The sequence below is a fragment of the Schaalia odontolytica genome, assembly GCF_002847525.1.
GTDB classification, from domain to species: Bacteria; Actinomycetota; Actinomycetes; order Actinomycetales; family Actinomycetaceae; genus Pauljensenia; species Pauljensenia odontolytica_B.
This window is the reverse complement of the sequence record NZ_PKKM01000008.1, coordinates 21,494-38,844: the sequence shown is the minus strand read 5'-3', so window position 1 is coordinate 38,844 and position 17,351 is coordinate 21,494. Positions and strand designations below refer to the sequence as shown.

18 protein-coding genes and 3 tRNA genes are annotated in these 17,351 nt (G+C 66.7%); 19 read left to right on the top strand and 2 right to left on the bottom strand.

What is annotated here, in order from left to right:
• Positions 1–16: 16 nt before the first annotated feature.
• From leuC to CYJ22_RS06525, 5 genes are all read left to right on the top strand, one after another.
• Positions 17–1,417 (top strand): 3-isopropylmalate dehydratase large subunit, encoded by a 1,401-nt coding sequence (gene leuC, locus CYJ22_RS06545; protein WP_034497144.1) that lies wholly within the window; start codon positions 17–19, stop codon positions 1,415–1,417.
• Positions 1,418–1,492: 75 nt separating this feature from the next.
• Positions 1,493–2,125 (top strand): 3-isopropylmalate dehydratase small subunit, encoded by a 633-nt coding sequence (leuD, locus tag CYJ22_RS06540; protein WP_007590116.1) that lies wholly within the window; start codon positions 1,493–1,495, stop codon positions 2,123–2,125.
• Positions 2,126–2,193: 68 nt separating this feature from the next.
• Positions 2,194–3,519, top strand: a complete 1,326-nt coding sequence (gene murA / locus CYJ22_RS06535) for a UDP-N-acetylglucosamine 1-carboxyvinyltransferase (protein ID WP_101601991.1) — start codon at positions 2,194–2,196, stop codon at positions 3,517–3,519.
• Positions 3,520–3,523: 4 nt separating this feature from the next.
• Positions 3,524–4,468: a diacylglycerol/lipid kinase family protein gene (locus CYJ22_RS06530; RefSeq protein WP_007590124.1), complete on the top strand. Its 945-nt coding sequence runs from the start codon at positions 3,524–3,526 to the stop codon at positions 4,466–4,468.
• 50 nt (positions 4,469–4,518) lie between these two features.
• Entirely contained in the window at positions 4,519–5,292 is a 774-nt protein-coding gene (locus CYJ22_RS06525) for a lysophospholipid acyltransferase family protein (RefSeq protein WP_101601989.1), read from the top strand.
• Here CYJ22_RS06525 and CYJ22_RS06520 read toward each other — a convergent pair.
• Entirely contained in the window at positions 5,289–5,933 is a 645-nt protein-coding gene (locus tag CYJ22_RS06520; protein WP_243390469.1) for an AMIN-like domain-containing (lipo)protein, read from the bottom strand. The genes CYJ22_RS06525 and CYJ22_RS06520 overlap by 4 nt on opposite strands.
• A 64-nt stretch (positions 5,934–5,997) precedes the next feature.
• Between CYJ22_RS06520 and CYJ22_RS06515 the strand changes: the two genes are divergently transcribed.
• From CYJ22_RS06515 to CYJ22_RS06495, 5 genes are all read left to right on the top strand, one after another.
• A complete protein-coding gene (locus CYJ22_RS06515; RefSeq protein WP_101601987.1) occupies positions 5,998–7,017 on the top strand; it encodes an NAD(P)H-dependent glycerol-3-phosphate dehydrogenase in 1,020 nt (339 codons plus the stop codon).
• Positions 7,018–7,067: 50 nt separating this feature from the next.
• On the top strand, positions 7,068–8,204 hold the full coding sequence (locus CYJ22_RS06510) for a D-alanine--D-alanine ligase family protein (protein WP_101601985.1): 1,137 nt from the start codon (positions 7,068–7,070) through the stop codon (positions 8,202–8,204).
• A 53-nt stretch (positions 8,205–8,257) separates the two neighbouring features.
• On the top strand, positions 8,258–9,175 hold the full coding sequence (locus CYJ22_RS06505) for an ATP-grasp domain-containing protein (RefSeq protein ID WP_101601983.1): 918 nt from the start codon (positions 8,258–8,260) through the stop codon (positions 9,173–9,175).
• A 91-nt stretch (positions 9,176–9,266) separates the two neighbouring features.
• Positions 9,267–9,342: transfer RNA gene (locus tag CYJ22_RS06500), tRNA-His, on the top strand.
• Between the two features lie 81 nt (positions 9,343–9,423).
• On the top strand, positions 9,424–10,482 hold the full coding sequence (locus CYJ22_RS06495) for an NAD(P)-dependent alcohol dehydrogenase (protein WP_101601980.1): 1,059 nt from the start codon (positions 9,424–9,426) through the stop codon (positions 10,480–10,482).
• A 56-nt stretch (positions 10,483–10,538) separates the two neighbouring features.
• Here the strand turns inward: CYJ22_RS06495 and CYJ22_RS06490 are convergent.
• Positions 10,539–10,612 (bottom strand) — tRNA-Gly (locus CYJ22_RS06490).
• A gap of 99 nt (positions 10,613–10,711) precedes the next feature.
• On the opposite strand from CYJ22_RS06490, the gene CYJ22_RS06485 reads away from it, so the two are divergent.
• The 9 genes from CYJ22_RS06485 to CYJ22_RS06445 form a co-directional block, all read left to right on the top strand.
• Positions 10,712–10,788: transfer RNA gene (locus tag CYJ22_RS06485), tRNA-Pro, on the top strand.
• Between the two features lie 48 nt (positions 10,789–10,836).
• Positions 10,837–11,118 carry an FMN-dependent dehydrogenase gene (locus CYJ22_RS06480; protein WP_101601978.1) on the top strand — a complete coding sequence of 94 codons (282 nt, stop codon included), beginning with the start codon at positions 10,837–10,839 and terminating at the stop codon, positions 11,116–11,118.
• A gap of 217 nt (positions 11,119–11,335) precedes the next feature.
• Complete coding sequence (gene tig, locus CYJ22_RS06475) at positions 11,336–12,655, top strand: trigger factor (RefSeq protein ID WP_101601974.1); 1,320 nt, start codon at positions 11,336–11,338, stop codon at positions 12,653–12,655.
• Between the two features lie 200 nt (positions 12,656–12,855).
• Positions 12,856–13,467: an ATP-dependent Clp protease proteolytic subunit gene (locus CYJ22_RS06470; protein ID WP_007590095.1), complete on the top strand. Its 612-nt coding sequence runs from the start codon at positions 12,856–12,858 to the stop codon at positions 13,465–13,467.
• Positions 13,467–14,111 carry an ATP-dependent Clp protease proteolytic subunit gene (locus CYJ22_RS06465; protein ID WP_003794993.1) on the top strand — a complete coding sequence of 215 codons (645 nt, stop codon included), beginning with the start codon at positions 13,467–13,469 and terminating at the stop codon, positions 14,109–14,111. The genes CYJ22_RS06470 and CYJ22_RS06465 overlap by 1 nt, the downstream gene beginning before the upstream one ends.
• Positions 14,112–14,356: 245 nt before the next feature.
• Positions 14,357–15,616: an ATP-dependent Clp protease ATP-binding subunit ClpX gene (clpX, locus tag CYJ22_RS06460; protein WP_101601972.1), complete on the top strand. Its 1,260-nt coding sequence runs from the start codon at positions 14,357–14,359 to the stop codon at positions 15,614–15,616.
• Positions 15,617–15,661: 45 nt separating this feature from the next.
• Entirely contained in the window at positions 15,662–16,018 is a 357-nt protein-coding gene (locus CYJ22_RS06455) for a chorismate mutase (protein ID WP_101601969.1), read from the top strand.
• Between the two features lie 169 nt (positions 16,019–16,187).
• A complete protein-coding gene (locus CYJ22_RS06450; protein WP_101601967.1) occupies positions 16,188–16,661 on the top strand; it encodes a hypothetical protein in 474 nt (157 codons plus the stop codon).
• Positions 16,658–17,351: peptidoglycan-binding domain-containing protein (locus tag CYJ22_RS06445; protein ID WP_165782131.1), on the top strand; the 694-nt coding region annotated here is incomplete at its 3' end. The genes CYJ22_RS06450 and CYJ22_RS06445, both read left to right, overlap by 4 nt.

The window sequence follows — 17,351 nt, the reverse complement described above, 5'->3', positions numbered from 1 at the left end:
GATCAGAGGAGGAACAATGAGCGGAACGATGGCAGAAAAGGTGTGGCGCGACCACATCGTGTCCAAGGGGGAAAACGGCGCCCCCGACCTGCTCTACATCGACCTCCACCTCGTGCACGAGGTGACGAGCCCCCAGGCATTCGAGGGCCTGCGCCTCGCCGGACGCCAGGTGCGTCGCCCCGACCTGACGATCGCGACCGAGGACCACAACACGCCCACGGTCAACATCGACCAGCCGATCGCGGACATCACCAGCCGCACCCAGATTGACACCCTGCGCAAGAACGCCGAGGAGTTCGGCGTGCGCCTGCACTCCCTGGGCGACGCCGACCAGGGCATCGTCCACGTGGTTGGCCCCCAGCTGGGCCTCACCCAGCCCGGCATGACGATCGTGTGCGGTGACTCCCACACCTCCACCCACGGCGCGTTCGGCGCGCTGGCCTTCGGCATTGGCACCAGCCAGGTCGAGCACGTGCTCGCCACCCAGACGCTGCCGATGGCCCCCTTCAAGACCATGGCGATCACCGTCAACGGTTCCCTTCCCGAGGGGTCGACGGCCAAGGACATCATCCTCGCCGTCATCGCCAAGATTGGTACCGGCGGCGGCCAGGGCTACGTCCTGGAGTACCGCGGCCAGGCCATCCGCGAGCTCTCCATGGAGGGCCGCATGACGATTTGCAACATGTCGATCGAGGCCGGTGCCCGTGCCGGCATGATCGCGCCCGATCAGACGACCTTCGACTACATCAAGGGCCGCCCCCACGCCCCTGAGGGCGAGGACTGGGATCGCGCCGTCGAATACTGGTCCTCGCTGGCCTCCGACGAGGACGCCGTCTTCGACGCCGAGGTCATCCTCGAGGCCGCCGACATCGAGCCCTTCGTCACCTGGGGCACCAACCCGGGCCAGGGCGTGCCGCTGTCCGCGAGCGTCCCCGCCCCCGAGGACTTCACCGACGAGACTGCCCGCGCGGCCGCTGAGCGCGCCCTGGAGTACATGGACCTCAAGGCCGGCACCCCGATGCGCGACATCGCCGTGAACACCGTCTTCATCGGCAGCTGCACCAACGGCCGCATCGAAGACCTGCGCGCCGCAGCCGGCATCTTCAAGGGCCGCCGCAAGGCCGAGGGCGTGCGCGTCATGGTCGTGCCCGGCTCCGCCCGCGTGCGCCTCCAGGCCGAGGCCGAGGGCCTCGACAAGATTTTCACCGACTTTGGCGCCGAATGGCGTAACGCCGGTTGCTCCATGTGCCTGGGCATGAACCCCGACACGATGAACGCGGGAGACCGTTCGGCCTCCACCTCCAACCGCAACTTCGAAGGCCGCCAGGGCAAGGGCAGCCGCACGCACCTGGTGTCCCCGCTGGTCGCGGCCGCCACCGCCGTGCGCGGCACCCTGTCCTCCCCGGCCGACCTCTGAGGCCCGCCCACCGCCACCCGACAGCGGGGGAGGGCCCCGGCCTCGTCCCCCACGGAAGAAAAGACTCAACCACCCATGGAAAAGTTCATCACCCACACCGGCATCGGCGTCCCGCTGCGCCGCTCCAACGTCGACACCGACCAGATCATCCCCGCCGTCTACCTCAAGCGCGTGACCCGCACGGGCTTCGAGGACGCCCTCTTCGCCGCCTGGCGTGGCGACCCGGAGTTCGTCCTCAACCAGGACGCGTACAAGAACGGCTCCGTCCTGATCGCGGGCCCCGACTTCGGCACCGGTTCCTCGCGTGAGCATGCCGTGTGGGCGCTCAAGGACTACGGCTTCCGCGTCGTCCTGGCCCCCAAGTTCGCCGATATTTTCCGCGGAAACTCCGGCAAGCAGGGCCTGGTCACCGGCATCATCTCCCAGGAGGACTGCGAGTCTCTGTGGAAGCTCCTCGAGGCCGAGCCTGGCACCGAGATCACCGTCTCCCTCGAGGACAAGACGTGGCGCGCCGGTGCGATCTCGGGCACCTTCCAGATTGACGACTACGTGCGCTGGACCCTCATGGAGGGCCTGGACGACATCGCCCTGACTCTGCGTCATGAGGACGAGATCGCGGCTTACGAGGCCGCGCGCCCGTCCTTCAAGCCGCGCACGCTCCCGGCGAAATTCTTGCCCAAGGAAGAAGTTGTGTCCGCTCGCGACTGAAAGCACTGCGCATACTGGCCCCTACCTAGCTAGAGTAGGGGCCAGTTACGTCATAGTGAGGAGCACTCATGTCATCGATCCTTCAGGTTGAGGGCGGCCATCCGCTGCGCGGTGAAATCACGGTGCGCGGAGCGAAAAACTTCGTCCCCAAAGCGATGGTTGCGTCGCTGCTTGCGGACACCCCCTCCGAGCTCTATAACGTGCCGCTCATCCGCGACACGGACGTGGTCTCGGACCTGCTGAGCCTGCACGGCGTCCAGATCGATTTCGATCAGGATCGCGGCACGCTGCGCATGGATCCCTCCAACGTCAAGATTGCCTCGCGCTCTGACATCGATACGCTCGCGGGCGCCTCGCGCATCCCGATCCTGTTCTGCGGCCCGCTGCTGCACCAGCTGGGCGAGGCTTTTATTCCTGAGCTGGGCGGCTGCGCGATCGGTGGGCGTCCCATCGACTTCCACCTGGAGACGCTGCGCAAGTTCGGCGCGATCGTCGACAAGCAGCCCGACGGCGTGCACATCAAGCGCCCCGCCTCCGGCCTGCACGGCGCGATCATCGAGCTGCCTTTCCCGTCCGTGGGCGCGACCGAGCAGACGCTGCTCACGGCCGTGCGTAACGAGGGCATCACGACCCTGAAGGGCGCGGCAATCGAGCCGGAGATCCTCGACCTCATCAACGTCCTGCAGAAGATGGGTGCGATCATCTCGGTGGACACGGATCGTACGATCCGCATCGAGGGCGTCGCCAAGCTCAGCGGCTACCGCCACACGGCTCTGCCGGACCGCATCGAGGCGGCCTCGTGGGCCGCGGCAGCCCTGGCTACCCGCGGCGACATCTACGTGCGCGGCGCTCATCAGCCCGACATGACGACGTTCCTCAACACCTTCCGCAAGGTGGGCGGTGCCTTCGATATCGACGCCGACGGCATCCGTTTCTACCACCCGGGCGAGCCGCTGCACTCGATCGCCCTGGAGACGGCCGTGCACCCGGGCTTCATGACGGACTGGCAGCAGCCCCTCGTCGTGGCACTCACCCAGGCCGAGGGCCTGTCGATCGTGCACGAGACCGTGTACGAGAACCGTTTCGGCTTCACCGAGGCACTGCGCAAGATGGGCGCGAACATCCAGGTCTACCGCGAGTGCCTGGGTGGGACGCCCTGCCGCTTTGGTCAGAAGAACTACTACCACTCGGCGGTCATCTCGGGCCCGACCCCGCTGCACAGCGCGGATATCGAGGTTCCGGACCTGCGCGGCGGTTTCTCCCACCTGATTGCGGCTCTCGCGGCGTCGGGCACGTCCACCGTGTCGGGTATCGACGTGATTTCGCGCGGCTACGAGCACTTCACGCGCAAGCTCCACCAGCTGGATGCTCGCGTGCGCTACCTGGACGCCTGAGATCATGGCCGCATCGGGCGTGCGCCGCAGCATTTTGTTGCTCGTCTCGTCGATGTCGGCGGGCGGGCGCAGCGTGCGTCTGGGGCCGCGCATCGTGCGCATCCTGCGCGGCGGCGGTTGGGAGGTCGCGGTTCGCCTGACGACGCCCGGCGACGACCCTGCGGCGATTGCCGGCGAGGTCGCGTCCGGATCCTTCGTCGCGGCCCTGGGCGGGGACGGGTACCTGGGCGCCGTGGCGCGCGGGTGTCACGAGTCCGACGCGATCTTCGTTCCCATGCCGGGCGGTCGCGGCAACGACCTGTGTCGCGCGCTGGGGATCGGCACGGACCCGCTGGTGCGCGCGCGTTCCCTGGCTCCGCTGGGCTTTTCTTCCGACGAGGCCGGGGCGGACTCCTCGGACTGGCTGGCCTCCCGGGTGCGTCCCTTGGACGGCATGTGGGTGCGTTCGCGCGAGGGCGTGCGACTGGCTCTCGGCATCGTCTCGATCGGCCTGGACGCACGAGCGAACATTCTCGCGAACGAATCCTCTCTCACCTCGGGTCCGCTGGCCTACGGGTATGGCGCCTTCGCGGCCCTGGCCTCGCACGAACCCACCGAGATTGTGGCGACCGTGGACGGGGTCGAGCGCAACATGAGCGGGTGGATCGCCTCGGTGTCCAACTCCGGACGTTTCGGCGGCGGCATCACCCTGGTGGAATCCTCCGACATGAGTGACGGCGTCCTCGAGGTGTGCCACGTCGGCCCCCTGTCGCTGTCTCGCGCCCTGCCGGTGCTTGCCCGCGTCGTCGCCGGACGCGCGAAGGCACACCCGGCCATTGAGGTGGAGAGCGCCCGCGTCGTTTCCTTCGCTGCCCCCGCCGGCATGATCGCCATGGCGGATGGTGACCGCATCGCCTCGATCCCCTTCACCGTCGATGTCGCCCCCGGGGTCGTGTCTGTCCTGGTGTGAGGTCCGTGTGGGCCAGCGCGCCGACGGAGCGGTCCCCGTAGAATGAAGCCATGAGTGCTGTCTCCGGCTTTTACACCTTCGCGAAGGGCGTGCTGACGCCCATCATGACGCCCTGGATCAAGTTCACCGTGACGGGCGAAGAGAACCTGCCCGCCGAGGGTGGCTTTCTCCTGGTGCCCAACCACCTGTCCAACGTGGACCCGCTGTGCCTGTGCTGGTACTTCATGAAGCGCGACACCGCCGTGCGCTTCCTGGCGAAGAAGTCGATGTTCTCCGTGCCGGTGTTCGGCTGGATCATCAAGGGCATGGGGCTGATCCCCGTCAACCGCGACTCCAACCCCTCGGCCGTCCTTGCACCCACCCGCGAGGCCCTGAAAGCCGGCGAGGTTGTCGGCATCTTCCCGGAGGGCACTCTCACGCGTGACCCCGACCAGTGGCCGATGGAATTCAAGTCGGGTGCCGCCCGCCTGGCCCTTGACACGGGCGTGCCCGTCATTCCCGTCTCGCAGTGGGGACCGCAGGACATCATGGCTCCCTACAACGCCAAGGGCATTGACATGCGCCCGGGGCGTCCCGTCGCCTACCACTTCGGCGAGCCCGTCGACCTGTCAGACCTCATGAGCCCCGCAGGGTCGGAGGATCACGAGGCTGTTAACGAGGCGACCAAGCGCATTAGCGACGCCGTGCGCGCGGGCGTGGGCAAGCTGCGCGGACTGCCCGTCCCCGAGCAGGTGTGGGACCCCACCACGCAGGCCGGCCCCTGGTGGGAAGAAGAGCTCGCGAAGAAGGCCAAGAAGGCGAAGAAGGCCCGCAAGAAGGGTTAATCGCGGATATCGATCACCATGCGCACCGGGTTGGACAAGAATCCGATCTGGAATTGGCGCGAGGTCGGCGACCCGATGACGACGTGCGTGTTGTCCTCGAAGGTGCCGTCCGAGACGACGTCCAGGTCACCCGCACGCGTGTGAGTCCCGCCCGGGTAGGGAGTCTCGGTCGCCGTCATCGGCGTGCCGTCGATGACCAGATCCAGGACCGCCTCGCCGTCGACCTGGATGGGCAGGCCACGGCCCTGTTCCACGGCCTCATCCGTCCAGGCCGCACGCCACACCCCCGGCGTACCCTCGCCCGAAAACTCGAGCACGACCCGCGTGAAACCGTCGTGCGTCGCCGCGCGAATTCCCGTCAGTGCCAGGGCCTTCGCCGGGTCATCCGAGCGCACCGGAGGTAACCCCTCCACGCTCGACATCCAGTTGTCGGCGTTGATCGGCTTGGTTGCGTCCAGACCGGGCTCGGACGTCGGAGTGGCCTCCGGCGCCGCGCTCGCGGTCGGAGACGCCGTGGGGGAGGAGGAGCTCGGCGAGGCCGCGGCTGACTGAGGCGTGTCCGTTGGGGCTCCGGGCGCGCACGCACCCAACACGAGTAGGGAAGCGGCCGCGCTCGCGGCGAGGGCTCGACGGTGAGACACAGTTCCTCCTGGTGCGGGTCGGTTGTTTCGATCCTAGTAGAATGGCCTCGACAGGGAGGTCTCGATGAGTATGACAACAGCAGCGGTCCTGGGAACGGGCGCGTGGGGAACGACGTTCGCGCAGGTGCTCGCCGACGCGGGCGTGAGCGTGACGATGTGGGGGCGTAACGCCGACACGATTGCGTTCATCAATGGGGGAGAGAACCCCACCTACCTTCCGGGGATCGCCCTGTCGGAGCGCATCAGCGCGACCACGGACATTGCCGAGGCCGTCGCCGGCCGCGAGCTCGTCGTCGTGGCCGTGCCCGTGAAGGCCGTGCGTGCCACCCTGAGCGCCGCGCGCGAGTCCTTCGCCCCCGACGTCGCCCTGCTGTCCCTGGCCAAGGGCCTGGAGCTCGGCTCCCTCAAGCGCGTCGACGAGATCATCGCCGAGGCCTCGGGCGTGCCGAGTAGCCGTATCGCCGTCCTGTCCGGCCCGAACCTCTCGCGCGAGATCGCGGAGCGCCAGCCCACGGCCACGGTCGTGGCTGCAACCGACGTGGAGCTGGCCAAGGAGATCGCGAAGGCCTGCCACAATTCCTACTTCCGCCCCTACGTGTCCACCGACGTCGTGGGCACGGAGATGGCGGGCGCCACCAAGAACGTCATCGCGGTCGCGATCGGCGCCGCCGAGGGCATGGGCCTGGGCATCAACACGCGCTCGACCCTCATCACCCGCGGCCTGGCGGAAATGACGCGCCTGGGCACCGCGCTCGGCGCCGACCCCGCAACCTTCGCGGGACTGTCCGGCATCGGCGACCTCGTGGCCACCTGCTCCTCGCGCCTGTCGCGCAACTTCTCCCTCGGCCACCGCCTGGGCTCCGGCATGGGACTGGCCGAGGCCCTGGCCCTGTCCCCGGGCGTCGTCGAGGGCGTCGCCTCGGCCTCGCCGATCCTCCAGGTCGCGGCCTCCGTCGGCGTCGACATGCCGATTACGGGCGCCGTCGTCGAGGTCGTCGAGGGACGCGCCAGCATCGAGGACATGGGTCGCATGCTGCTCGCACGCCCGCAGAAGATGGACGGCTGGAAGATCGAGCTGGTCTAAACGCCGCGCACGTGGGCGTGAAAAGCCTCCCGCGCGGTAGTCTTGGACCCATGACCGCAATTTCTCGTCCTCGCGTCCTCATCGTCTTCGGTGGACGCTCCTCCGAGCATGAGATCTCGTGCTCGACGGCCGCCGGTATCCTGACCGCTATCGACCGCACCAAGTGGGACGTGATCCCGCTGGGTATCACGCGCGACGGCCAGTGGGTGCGCGTCGCCGATGACCCGTCGGCGTTGGAATTCAAGGATGGGAAGGGCCAGTCCGTCACCGCCGGATCGACCCGTGTCGCGCTCACCCCTGGCGAGGGCAACCTCGTCGAGCTCACCTACGAGGGCGACCCGGATGCCCCGGACTCACGGGTCATTGGCGTGGAGGACCTGGGTCACGTGGACATCGTGTTCCCGCTCCTGCACGGCCCCTACGGCGAGGACGGCACCATCCAGGGGCTCTTCGAGATGGCCGGCGTGCGCTACGTGGGCTGCGGCGTCACCTCCTCGGCCGTGTCCATGGACAAGCACCTCACCAAGACCGTCCTGGCCGCCGCCGGCATCGACGTGGGCCAGTGGGAGCTGGTCACCGCCCGCCAGTGGGACGCCGACGCCACCGCCTGCATGGACCGCATCGAGCGCCTCGGCTTCCCCGTCTTCGTCAAGCCCTGCCGCGCAGGTTCCTCGGTCGGTATCTCGCGCGTCACCTGCCGCGAGGAACTGCCCGTGGCCATCAAGGAGGCCGCGAACCACGACCCGCGCATCATCGTCGAGGCCTCCATCTCCGGCCGCGAGGTCGAGTGCGGCGTCCTCGGCTCGCGCTCCGACTGGCGCAGCGGCACCGCGCCCCTGGGCGAGATCGTCGTCCCCGAGGGCGAGTTCTACGACTACGAGCACAAGTACGTGGACGACGTGGTCGGCCTGTCCTGCCCGGCCGACGTCGCCCCCGAATACGCCGATCGCATCCGCGAGACCGCGTGGCGTGCCTTCGACGCCCTCGAGTGCGAGGGCCTGGCGCGCGTCGACTTCTTCCTCGACGAGGCCAGCGACACCGTCATCATCAACGAAGTGAACACGATGCCCGGTTTCACGCCCATCTCGATGTACCCGCAGATGTGGGCCGCCGCAGGCCTGTCCTACCCGGAGCTGCTGACCGAACTGCTGACCGAGGCCGCTCAGCGCCCGCTCGGCCTGCGCTGAGAACCCAGCCAATGCCTCGTTAATCAACTAATTCCCACGATAGAAAGATAACTATGACGGCCCATCCCAAAGTCACCCTGGTGACCTGCAAGTCCATGCCCAACCTCTTCAAAGGCGAGGAAGGTCTGCTCGACGAGCTGGCGGCGCGCGGGTGCGACCCCCAGATCAAGGTATGGAACGACCCCGACGTCGACTGGTCCGAGGCCGGGATGGTCGTCGTGCGCTCTGTGTCCGACTACGCGAGCGACCGCCAGGCGTTCCTGGAGTGGACGAAGCAGCTGCGTCGTGTGCAGAACTCTGCGGACGTGCTGAACTGGAATACGGATAAGCATTACCTCAAGGAACTGGCGGCCCTGGGTATGCCCACGATTCCCACGAACTGGCTGGAGCCCGAGCAGAACCTGTCCAAGCATCAGATCCACACGCGCTTTCCGGCCTTCGGCGAGTTCGTCGTCAAGCCCGCCGTGTCCTCTGGCGTGCGCGACATCGGTCGCTACACGACCGTCGACACCCGCCAGCGCCAGGCCGCCATGCGCCAGGTCCAGGGCCTGCTGGGCGAGGGCCGCTCGGTCATGATCCAGCGCTACGTCGAGGAGATCGACCTGCACGGCGAGATCTCGCTCGTCTTCTTCAATGGCCTGGTGTCCCACGCCGTCGAGAAGCGCTCCGCCCTGCACCCCGCGTCGGTCAGTGATGCTGCCGTCCACGAGGCCGTGGTGACCGCCGAGGCCGCCGACTCCGTCGCGTGGAAATGGGGCGAGGAGATCCGCCGCGTCCTGCACGGCTACGTCCGCTCGCGCCTGGGCCACGACGAGCAGTTCCTCTTCAACCGCGTGGACCTGGTCCCCGACGGCAAGGGCTCCTTCCTGGTCATGGAGGTCTCCCTCGTGGACGCCGACCTCTACCTGGGCGCCACCCCCGGCGCGCTCGGCAACTTCGCCGACGCCATCTCCGCTCGCGCCCACTGGTGACGCACGCCACCGCCGTGAGGGTAGTGCTCGATTTTCCAAGCTCGGGTGGGTAGTGCTAAGCTCTACCCGTTGCCTTCACGGCGACGCGATGGTGGCTGTAGTTCAGTTGGTAGAGCACCTGGTTGTGGTCCAGGACGTCGCGGGTTCGAGTCCCGTCAGCCACCCCACCGCCCCGGCGCTTATGCGCCGGGGTTTTTGTTTCTGGAGTATGCTTGTAGCAGCCCAATTGACCGGACAAAGGAGTTCTCATGCCCAGCGTGATCGCATACGGCTGCGACGATGCCACCACCCAGTTCCGCCCCCTGCAGATCGACATTCGCGAACCAGGCGAGGGGGAGATCTACTTCGACGTCGCCTACGCGGGCATCTGCCACTCCGACATCCACGCCGCCCGTGGCGAGTGGGGCCCCGTGTCCTACCCGCTCGTGCCCGGCCACGAGTTCGTCGGCACCGTCTCTAAGGTCGGCCCCGGCGTCACCAAGTTCAAGGTGGGCGACCGCGTGGGCGTGGGCTGCATGGTGGGTTCCTGCGGCACGTGCGAGATGTGCGAATCCGACTACGAGCAGTGGTGCACCTCGACGCCCGGCACCCTGTGGACCTACCGCGCCGACGCCGAGGGCAACCCGACGACCGGCGGCTACTCGCGCGGCTTCACGGTGCGCGAGGACTTCGCGCTGCACGTGCCGGAATCCCTCGACTTCTCCGCCTGCGCGCCCCTCCTGTGCGCCGGCATCACCACCTACTCGCCGCTCAAGCACTACAACGTTGGCCCCGGCTCGCGCGTCGCCATCCTCGGCATGGGCGGCCTCGGACACGTGGGCGTGCAGATCGCCAAGGCCATGGGCGCGGACGTCTCCGTCATCTCCCACGGCCGCTCCAAGGAAGCCGACGCCCGCCGCTTCGGTGCCGACCACTTCTACGCCACCAGCGAGGAGGGCGTGCTCGAGTCCCTGCGCGGCTCCTTCGACCTCATCCTGTGTACCGTGTCCGCCGACGGCCTCGACTACGCCGGCTACATGGCCGCCCTGCGCCCCTACGGCGTCTTCGTCGACGTGGGTCTGCCCACCGAGCCCGTCTCTCTGCCCCTGCGCGCCTTCGTCAACGGCGGCAAGTCCTTTGCGGGCTCCCAGATCGGCGGCATCGCTGAAACCCAGGAGATGCTCGACTTCTGCGCCGCGCACGGCGTCATCCCGCAGGTCGAGATGATCACCGGCGAGGAGATCACGCAGGCCTACGACAACATCGTCGCCTCCCACGTGCGCTACCGCTACGTCATCGACACCTCCACGTTCCCCGAGATTGCGTGAGCGTGAGCGACTAACAGGAAAGCCCCGGGCCGAGTGGCCCGGGGCTTTCCCAGTTCTGGAGCGGATGACGGGAATCGAACCCGCGTGATCTGCTTGGAAGGCAGAGGCTCTACCATTGAGCTACATCCGCGTACCCCCGAAGGGGACACGAAGATCCTAGCGGGTATTGTCCACGTGCGCGACATTTACACGCGCCTCCCGTATGATGGGGCACCGGACACCAGTCCAACGGGGTGTAGCGCAGCTTGGTAGCGCATCTGCTTTGGGAGCAGAGGGTCGCAGGTTCAAATCCTGTCACCCCGACCAACCGCGGCCATAGCGCCGCGGTTTTTTCATACAAACCCGGGGGAGTCCATGCCGTCCTATCGCACCATCATGACGGTCACGACTCTGGCACCCGGACGGGCCCCCGAAGAAGTCGAGGCCGCGTCCCGCTCCGTCACCCGGCTCGAATCCTGGGACATCGCCATCGCCTCCGGCCAGCCTCGCGTCACCGCGCGCTTTACCGCGACAGATGACGCCGAAGCCCGAGCCATTCACCGCGAGATCACCGCCGCCGTGCGCCTCGTCGCCGACGTGCCCCGCGCCCGCCTGGCAGCCGTCGTGCGAGGGCGCTCCCACTACCTCGCCCCCTGAGTGCACCCGGCAGCGTGGGCGGCTCCGGCCTCGTCCCAGAGGGGGAGCGGAGTGCACCCGTGTGGCGTTGCGCACTCGAAGCGCCCGTAGAGGGGTGGATATGCCCACTTACTGCCCGCGAATGAGGACATCAGCGGGGTCGTGGCGTACACTAAGCGAGTTGTTATGCGCCCGAAATGGGCGTTCCCCCGATTTGTAGACTACGGAGCGTACGCACGTGAAGAGCACCGTTGAAACCCTCGAGCCCACCAAGGTTCGTCTGACCGTTGAGGTTCCCTACGAGGAACTGAAGTCCGAAATGGACAAGGCGTACAAGGAGATCGCCGGACAGGTCAACATCCCCGGCTTCCGTAAGGGCCACGTGCCTCCGCGCATCATCGACCAGCGCTTCGGCCGCGCCGCCGTCATCGAGCAGGTCGTCAACCAGGTCCTGCCCGGCCACTACTCCGACGCCGTCAGCGAGAATGACCTGCGTCCCCTGGCCCAGCCCACCGTCGACGTCACCGAGATCCCCAACGTGACTGGCGCGCAGGGTGGCCAGCTCGTCTTCACCGCCGAGGTTGACGTCGTCCCCGACTTCGAGCTGCCCGAGATCGACGAGAAGCTCGTCGTCGAGGTCGAGCCCACCGAGGTCACCGAAGAGGACGTCGAGAAGGAACTCGAGGACCTGCGCGGCCGCTTCGCCACCCTCAAGACCATCAACCGCAAGGCCAAGACCGGCGACTTCGCGACCATCGACCTGGTCGCCACCATCGACGGCAAGCAGGTTGACTCCGCCTCCGACGTCTCCTACGAGATCGGCTCCGGCTCCATGCTCGACGGCCAGGACACCGCCCTGCGCGGCACCAAGGCCGGCGAAGAGGTCACCTTCACCTCCAAGCTGAAGGGTGGCGAGCACGAGGGCGAAGAGGCCGAGGTGACTATCACCATCAAGGCTATGAAGACCCGCGAGCTGCCCAAGGCTGACGACGACTTCGCTCAGATGGTCTCCGAGTTCGACACCATCGACGAGCTCAAGGAAGACCTGAAGAAGCAGGCCGCCCAGTCCAAGGAGTCCCAGCAGGCCCTCGCCGCGCGCGACGCCCTCATCGACCTCCTCCTGGACAAGGTCGAGATCGTCCTGCCCGAGTCCGCGGTCGACCACCAGGTCGAGCACCGCGTCGGCGAGGACGCCAAGCCCAAGGCCAAGAAGGAAGCCCGCGAGGCCGTCGAGAAGGAAATCCGCACCGAGCTGCTCTCCGAGGCCCTGGGCAAGAAGTTCGACGTGCAGGTCTCCCAGCAGGAGCTGATCGACTACGCGATCCAGATGTCGCAGAACTTCGGCATCGACATCAACCAGCTGTTCTCCTCCTCCCAGCAGATGGCCAACGTCGTGGCCGACCTGGGTCGCTCCAAGGCCCTCATCGAGGCCCTGAAGGTCGTCACCGTCAAGGACACCAACGGCGCCGACGTCGACCTGAGCAAGTTCTTCGGCACCGATCCCGCCACCGAAGAGGGCGCGGAGATCATCACCGAGGTTGCCGACGAGCAGGAGTGAACCGCGGCGGGTGAGCCCGCTGACGAGTGACTAACTCTTGGCTGAGGGGGTGGGGCGCGAGCCTCACCCCCTCAGTGCATCTGTCTGGCGCATGTGCCGACAGCGAAACGACGGCCCGGCGCGCGCACGAGCGGGCGCACAGCGGGTACGGTTGACAGCAATGGGGCCGACTGGGCCCGCGAACAGACGAGGAGGTACGCGTGAGCGTGCACAATACCGGGGCTGCCGGCGAAGGCTCGCAGCTGGGACTGGGCGACTCGGTCTACCAGCGCCTGCTCAAGGAGCGCATTATTTGGCTGGGCGGCGAGGTTCGCGATGACAATGCGAACGCGATCTGCGCGCAGCTGCTGCTGCTCGCGGCCGAGGATCCAGACCGCGACATCTACCTGTACATCAACTCGCCTGGCGGCTCGGTGACGGCCGGCATGGCCATCTACGACACGATGCAGTACATCAAGCCGGATGTCGTGACGGTCGGCATGGGCCTGGCCGCGTCGATGGGCCAGTTCCTGCTCACCGCGGGCGCCCCCGGCAAGCGCTACATCACGCCCCACACCCGCGTGCTGCTGCACCAGCCCCTGGGTGGAGCCGGCGGCTCCGCGACGGAGATCCGCATTAACGCGGACCTGATCCTGGGCATGAAGAAGGAACTCGCTGCCATCACCGCGTCCCGCACGGGCAAGACCGTCGAGCAGGTGGAGGCCGACGGCGATCGCGACCACTGGTTCACGGCGCAGGAAGCCCTCGAGTACGGCTTCGTCGACCGCGTGATCGACACCCCGCAGGAGATCGGAACGCGAGGAGAGAACTGATGAGCACCCAGCCCTACTTTGAGGCGGTCGCCCGCCAGATGCCCCAGGCCCGCTACGTGCTGCCCGACTTCGAGGAGCGCACGGCCTACGGTTTCCGCCGTCAGAACCCCTACACGAAGCTGTTCGAGGACCGCATCGTGTTCCTGGGCGTGCAGGTGGACGACGCCAGCGCGGACGACGTCATGGCTCAGCTGCTGGTCCTGGAGTCACAGGATCCCGATTCGCTGATCACTATGTACATCAACTCGCCCGGCGGCTCCTTCACGGCGCTGACCGCCATCTACGACACGATGCAGTACATCAAGCCGCAGATTCAGACGGTGTGCCTGGGCCAGGCCGCCTCGGCTGCCGCCGTGCTGCTGGCCGCAGGTTCGCCCGGCAAGCGTCTGGCGCTGCCCAACGCCCGCGTCCTCATCCACCAGCCGGCGATGGAGGGCATGCAGGGACAGGCCTCGGACATTCAGATCGTCGCCGACGAGATCGACCGCATGCGCGCGTGGCTCGAGGACACCATCTCGAAGCACTCGGGCAAGCCGGTGGAGCAGGTGCGCCGCGACATCGAGCGCGACAAGATCCTCACCGCCCCGCAGGCCGCCGAGTATGGCCTGATCGACCAGGTGCTGGAGTCTCGCAAGGCTCTGTGACGTCTTTTCGTCACTGACGAGGCCGTGGCCTCCCCGCGCGTGTGCGTGCGGTGGGTGCCGCGGCCTCGTTGTTTATGTGACCGGTCAGGCGGTTGTCGCGTTGACAATTGTCGGCTGAGGGTGAACTTTTCATAACAATAGGCGTGGCTACGCGGAAAACTGGCCCGCGTGCACTACGTTGTTTGCTAGTAAGTGCGAAAGCGCATCCGACCGAACGGCAAAACGTTCAACACCTTGGAGGTCTCGTGGCTCGTCTGACTGATGGCGCGGAACTGCTCAAGTGCTCTTTCTGTGGGAAGAGCCAGAAGCAGGTGCGTAAGCTCATCGGTGGCTCCGGCGCGTATATCTGCGACGAGTGCATTGAGCTGTGCAACGAGATCATCGAAGAGGAACTCGGTTCACAGCAGCCCTCCTCGTCGACGACGCCGCTGCCAAAGCCGCGTGAAATCAACGAATTCTTGAACACGTGGGTGATCGGCCAGGACCGTGCTAAGCGCGCCCTGTCGGTGGCCGTGTACAACCACTACAAGCGCGTGCGCTCTCGCGAGGCCGGCAACGCTGAGGACATGCTGGGTACCAAGTCCAACATCCTCCTGCTCGGCCCCACGGGCACGGGCAAGACCCACCTGGCGCGCTGCCTCGCCCGTCTCCTCGACGTGCCCTTCGCGATCGTGGACGCGACTGCTCTGACCGAGGCCGGCTACGTGGGCGAGGACGTGGAGAACATCCTCCTGCGCCTCATCCAGGAGGCCGACGGCGATATTAAGAAGGCCGAAAAGGGCATCATCTACGTCGACGAGATCGACAAGATCGGCCGCAAGGCTGAGAACGCCTCCATCACCCGCGACGTGTCGGGTGAGGGCGTGCAGCAGGCCCTGCTCAAGATCATCGAGGGCACGGTCGCGTCCGTGCCTCCCACGGGTGGACGCAAGCACCCCCACCAGCAGTTCCTGGAGATCGACACCTCCGGCATCCTGTTCGTCGCCGCCGGTGCTTTCGCGGGCATCGAGGACATCGTGAAGGCCCGCCTGGGCCGCCGCTCCACGGGCTTCGGCTCCGAGCTGAAGAGCACCTCCGAGATGGGCGACCTCTACGAGGCCGTGTCCGCCGAGGACCTCCACAAGTTCGGCATGATCCCCGAGTTCATCGGCCGCCTGCCCATCCTGACCTCCACGAAGGAGCTGACGGAGGAGGACCTCGTTCGAGTCCTCACCGAGCCGTCGAACTCGCTCGTGCGCCAGTACCAGCACCTCTTCGAGCTGGACAACATGGACCTGGAGTTCACGCACGAGGCGCTGCTGGCGATCGCTGCGCGCGCCAACGAGCGCAAGACGGGCGCCCGTGGCCTGTCCTCGATCATGGAGCAGACCCTGTCGGACCTTATGTTCGATCTGCCCAGTCGCGACGACGTTGCCCGCGTGGTCATCACCCGCGACCTCGTCGAGGGCGTCGGCCCCGCCGAGCTCTACCCGGAACGCTCCTCGGAAGGCAAGCGCAGCGCCTGAGTCCGCCCGCTACACTGAGGTCAGTTGAGACCTTAGGGGGGAACAATGGCACATCGTGACGAGGCCTCGGTGGCCGCTTCGGCGGACCGGGGTGTGAGCGGCATTCCCGCCGAGCTGGCGGAGGCTCGCGCAACGATCGACAACATCGACGCTGCCCTCGTGCACATCCTCGCTGAGCGTTTCCGATGCACCCAGCGCGTCGGGCACATCAAGGCCCGCCTCGACCTGCCTCCCGCCGACCCGGATCGCGAGGCTCGCCAGGTCGAGCGCCTGCGTACCCTGGCGGCTTCCTCCGGCCTCGACCCCGATTTTGCCGAGAAGTTCCTGGGTTTCATGGTCCGCGAGGTCATCCGCCACCACGAGGACATTAAGGCCGAGTACGACGAGGGTTCGTGCCTCTAAACTGCGCGCTGGGGGAGTGTCGAGCCCCGTCCTCGTGAACTCTCAGGGTTGTCTGATGAAATTCTGCGCAGGCTCCCCGATAGTTTTCAGGTAGCTTTCAGGGTTGTGGACTGTAATCTATACAGGCAGTGCGAACCATTGCCGATAAGCAGTCCTCAAGGAGTTTTCGATGAAGAATCGCGCACAGACGCGCGCCCTTGCCGTCATCGCCATCACCCTGGCAGCGGCCCTCAGCGCATGCGGATCGACCGGATCGTCCAGCTCGTCCGCCTCGTCTCCGTCCAGCTCGAAGAGCCCGGCCTCGGCGGCTGAAGGCGATGCCAACCTCCTCTTCGCCCAGTGCATGCGCGAGAAGGGCTTCGATGTGCCCGACACCGGCCTGACGCCCGATCAGCTCAACGACCACAACCCTGCCTTCGACGCCGCGATCAACGAGTGCATGGCGAAGATGCCAGGAATTGCCGGTGACGACAACATCGCGAACGACCCGGCGGCACGTGAAACCATGGTCAAGGCAGCCCAGTGCCTGCGTGAGGCCGGATACGACGTCAAGGACCCGCAGGCCGGCGAAGGCATCAGCGTCAAGGACATCCCCGAGGACGTGCTCAACAAGTGCTTCCAGCAGGCGGGGGCCGCCAAGTGAAGCGTCCGCAAACCCCACGCCCCGCGGCTGCGCTTGCGATCCTCGCGATCGGGGCGCTGACCCTGTCGGCATGCTCCGGTACCGACGCAGAAGCCCAAGCTCCCCAGTCCTTTGACGGTGCGACGGCGACCGTCACGAAGGGCGACCTGGTGGGGGAGACCACCGTCCAGGGAACCCTCCACTACGCCGACTCCTACACCCTCAAGAGCGCCTTCGAAGGCGTCGTCACCGCCCTGCCCACGCCCGGCACGTCCCTCACCCAGGGATCGCACGTGTACACGGTCGCCGGCAACAACACCTACCTGCTCCACGGCGCAACCCCCGCCTGGCGCGCGTTCGAGGAGGGCATGAGCGACGGCGAGGACGTCACCCAGCTGGAGACCGCGCTGTCCGAGCTTGGCTACTTCGAGGCCACCCCCAACGCCCACTTCGACTGGAACACGATTGCGGCCATCAAGAAGTGGCAGAAGGCCCTCACCCTAACCCAGAACGGTACGTTGCCGCTGGGCACCGTCCTCTTCGCCCCCGAAGACCTGCGCATCGGAGCACTCAAAGCCCGCGTCGGCGATAACGCGACGATGGAGACGGAACTGTTTACGGCCTCGTCGTCGCGTCAGGTGATCTCCGCGAATCTGAAGCTCTCCGACCAGGCCCTCGGCGTCGTCGGAAACTCCGTGACTGTGCGCCTGC

Coding starts and splice junctions, on each gene's coding strand:
- leuC (WP_034497144.1), top strand. CDS start 17: ATGAGCGGAACGATGGCAGAAAAGGTGTGGCGCGACCACATCGTGTCC.
- leuD (WP_007590116.1), top strand. CDS start 1,493: ATGGAAAAGTTCATCACCCACACCGGCATCGGCGTCCCGCTGCGCCGC.
- murA (WP_101601991.1), top strand. CDS start 2,194: ATGTCATCGATCCTTCAGGTTGAGGGCGGCCATCCGCTGCGCGGTGAA.
- CYJ22_RS06530 (WP_007590124.1), top strand. CDS start 3,524: ATGGCCGCATCGGGCGTGCGCCGCAGCATTTTGTTGCTCGTCTCGTCG.
- CYJ22_RS06525 (WP_101601989.1), top strand. CDS start 4,519: ATGAGTGCTGTCTCCGGCTTTTACACCTTCGCGAAGGGCGTGCTGACG.
- CYJ22_RS06515 (WP_101601987.1), top strand. CDS start 5,998: ATGAGTATGACAACAGCAGCGGTCCTGGGAACGGGCGCGTGGGGAACG.
- CYJ22_RS06510 (WP_101601985.1), top strand. CDS start 7,068: ATGACCGCAATTTCTCGTCCTCGCGTCCTCATCGTCTTCGGTGGACGC.
- CYJ22_RS06505 (WP_101601983.1), top strand. CDS start 8,258: ATGACGGCCCATCCCAAAGTCACCCTGGTGACCTGCAAGTCCATGCCC.
- CYJ22_RS06495 (WP_101601980.1), top strand. CDS start 9,424: ATGCCCAGCGTGATCGCATACGGCTGCGACGATGCCACCACCCAGTTC.
- CYJ22_RS06480 (WP_101601978.1), top strand. CDS start 10,837: ATGCCGTCCTATCGCACCATCATGACGGTCACGACTCTGGCACCCGGA.
- CYJ22_RS06465 (WP_003794993.1), top strand. CDS start 13,467: ATGAGCACCCAGCCCTACTTTGAGGCGGTCGCCCGCCAGATGCCCCAG.
- CYJ22_RS06455 (WP_101601969.1), top strand. CDS start 15,662: ATGGCACATCGTGACGAGGCCTCGGTGGCCGCTTCGGCGGACCGGGGT.
- CYJ22_RS06450 (WP_101601967.1), top strand. CDS start 16,188: ATGAAGAATCGCGCACAGACGCGCGCCCTTGCCGTCATCGCCATCACC.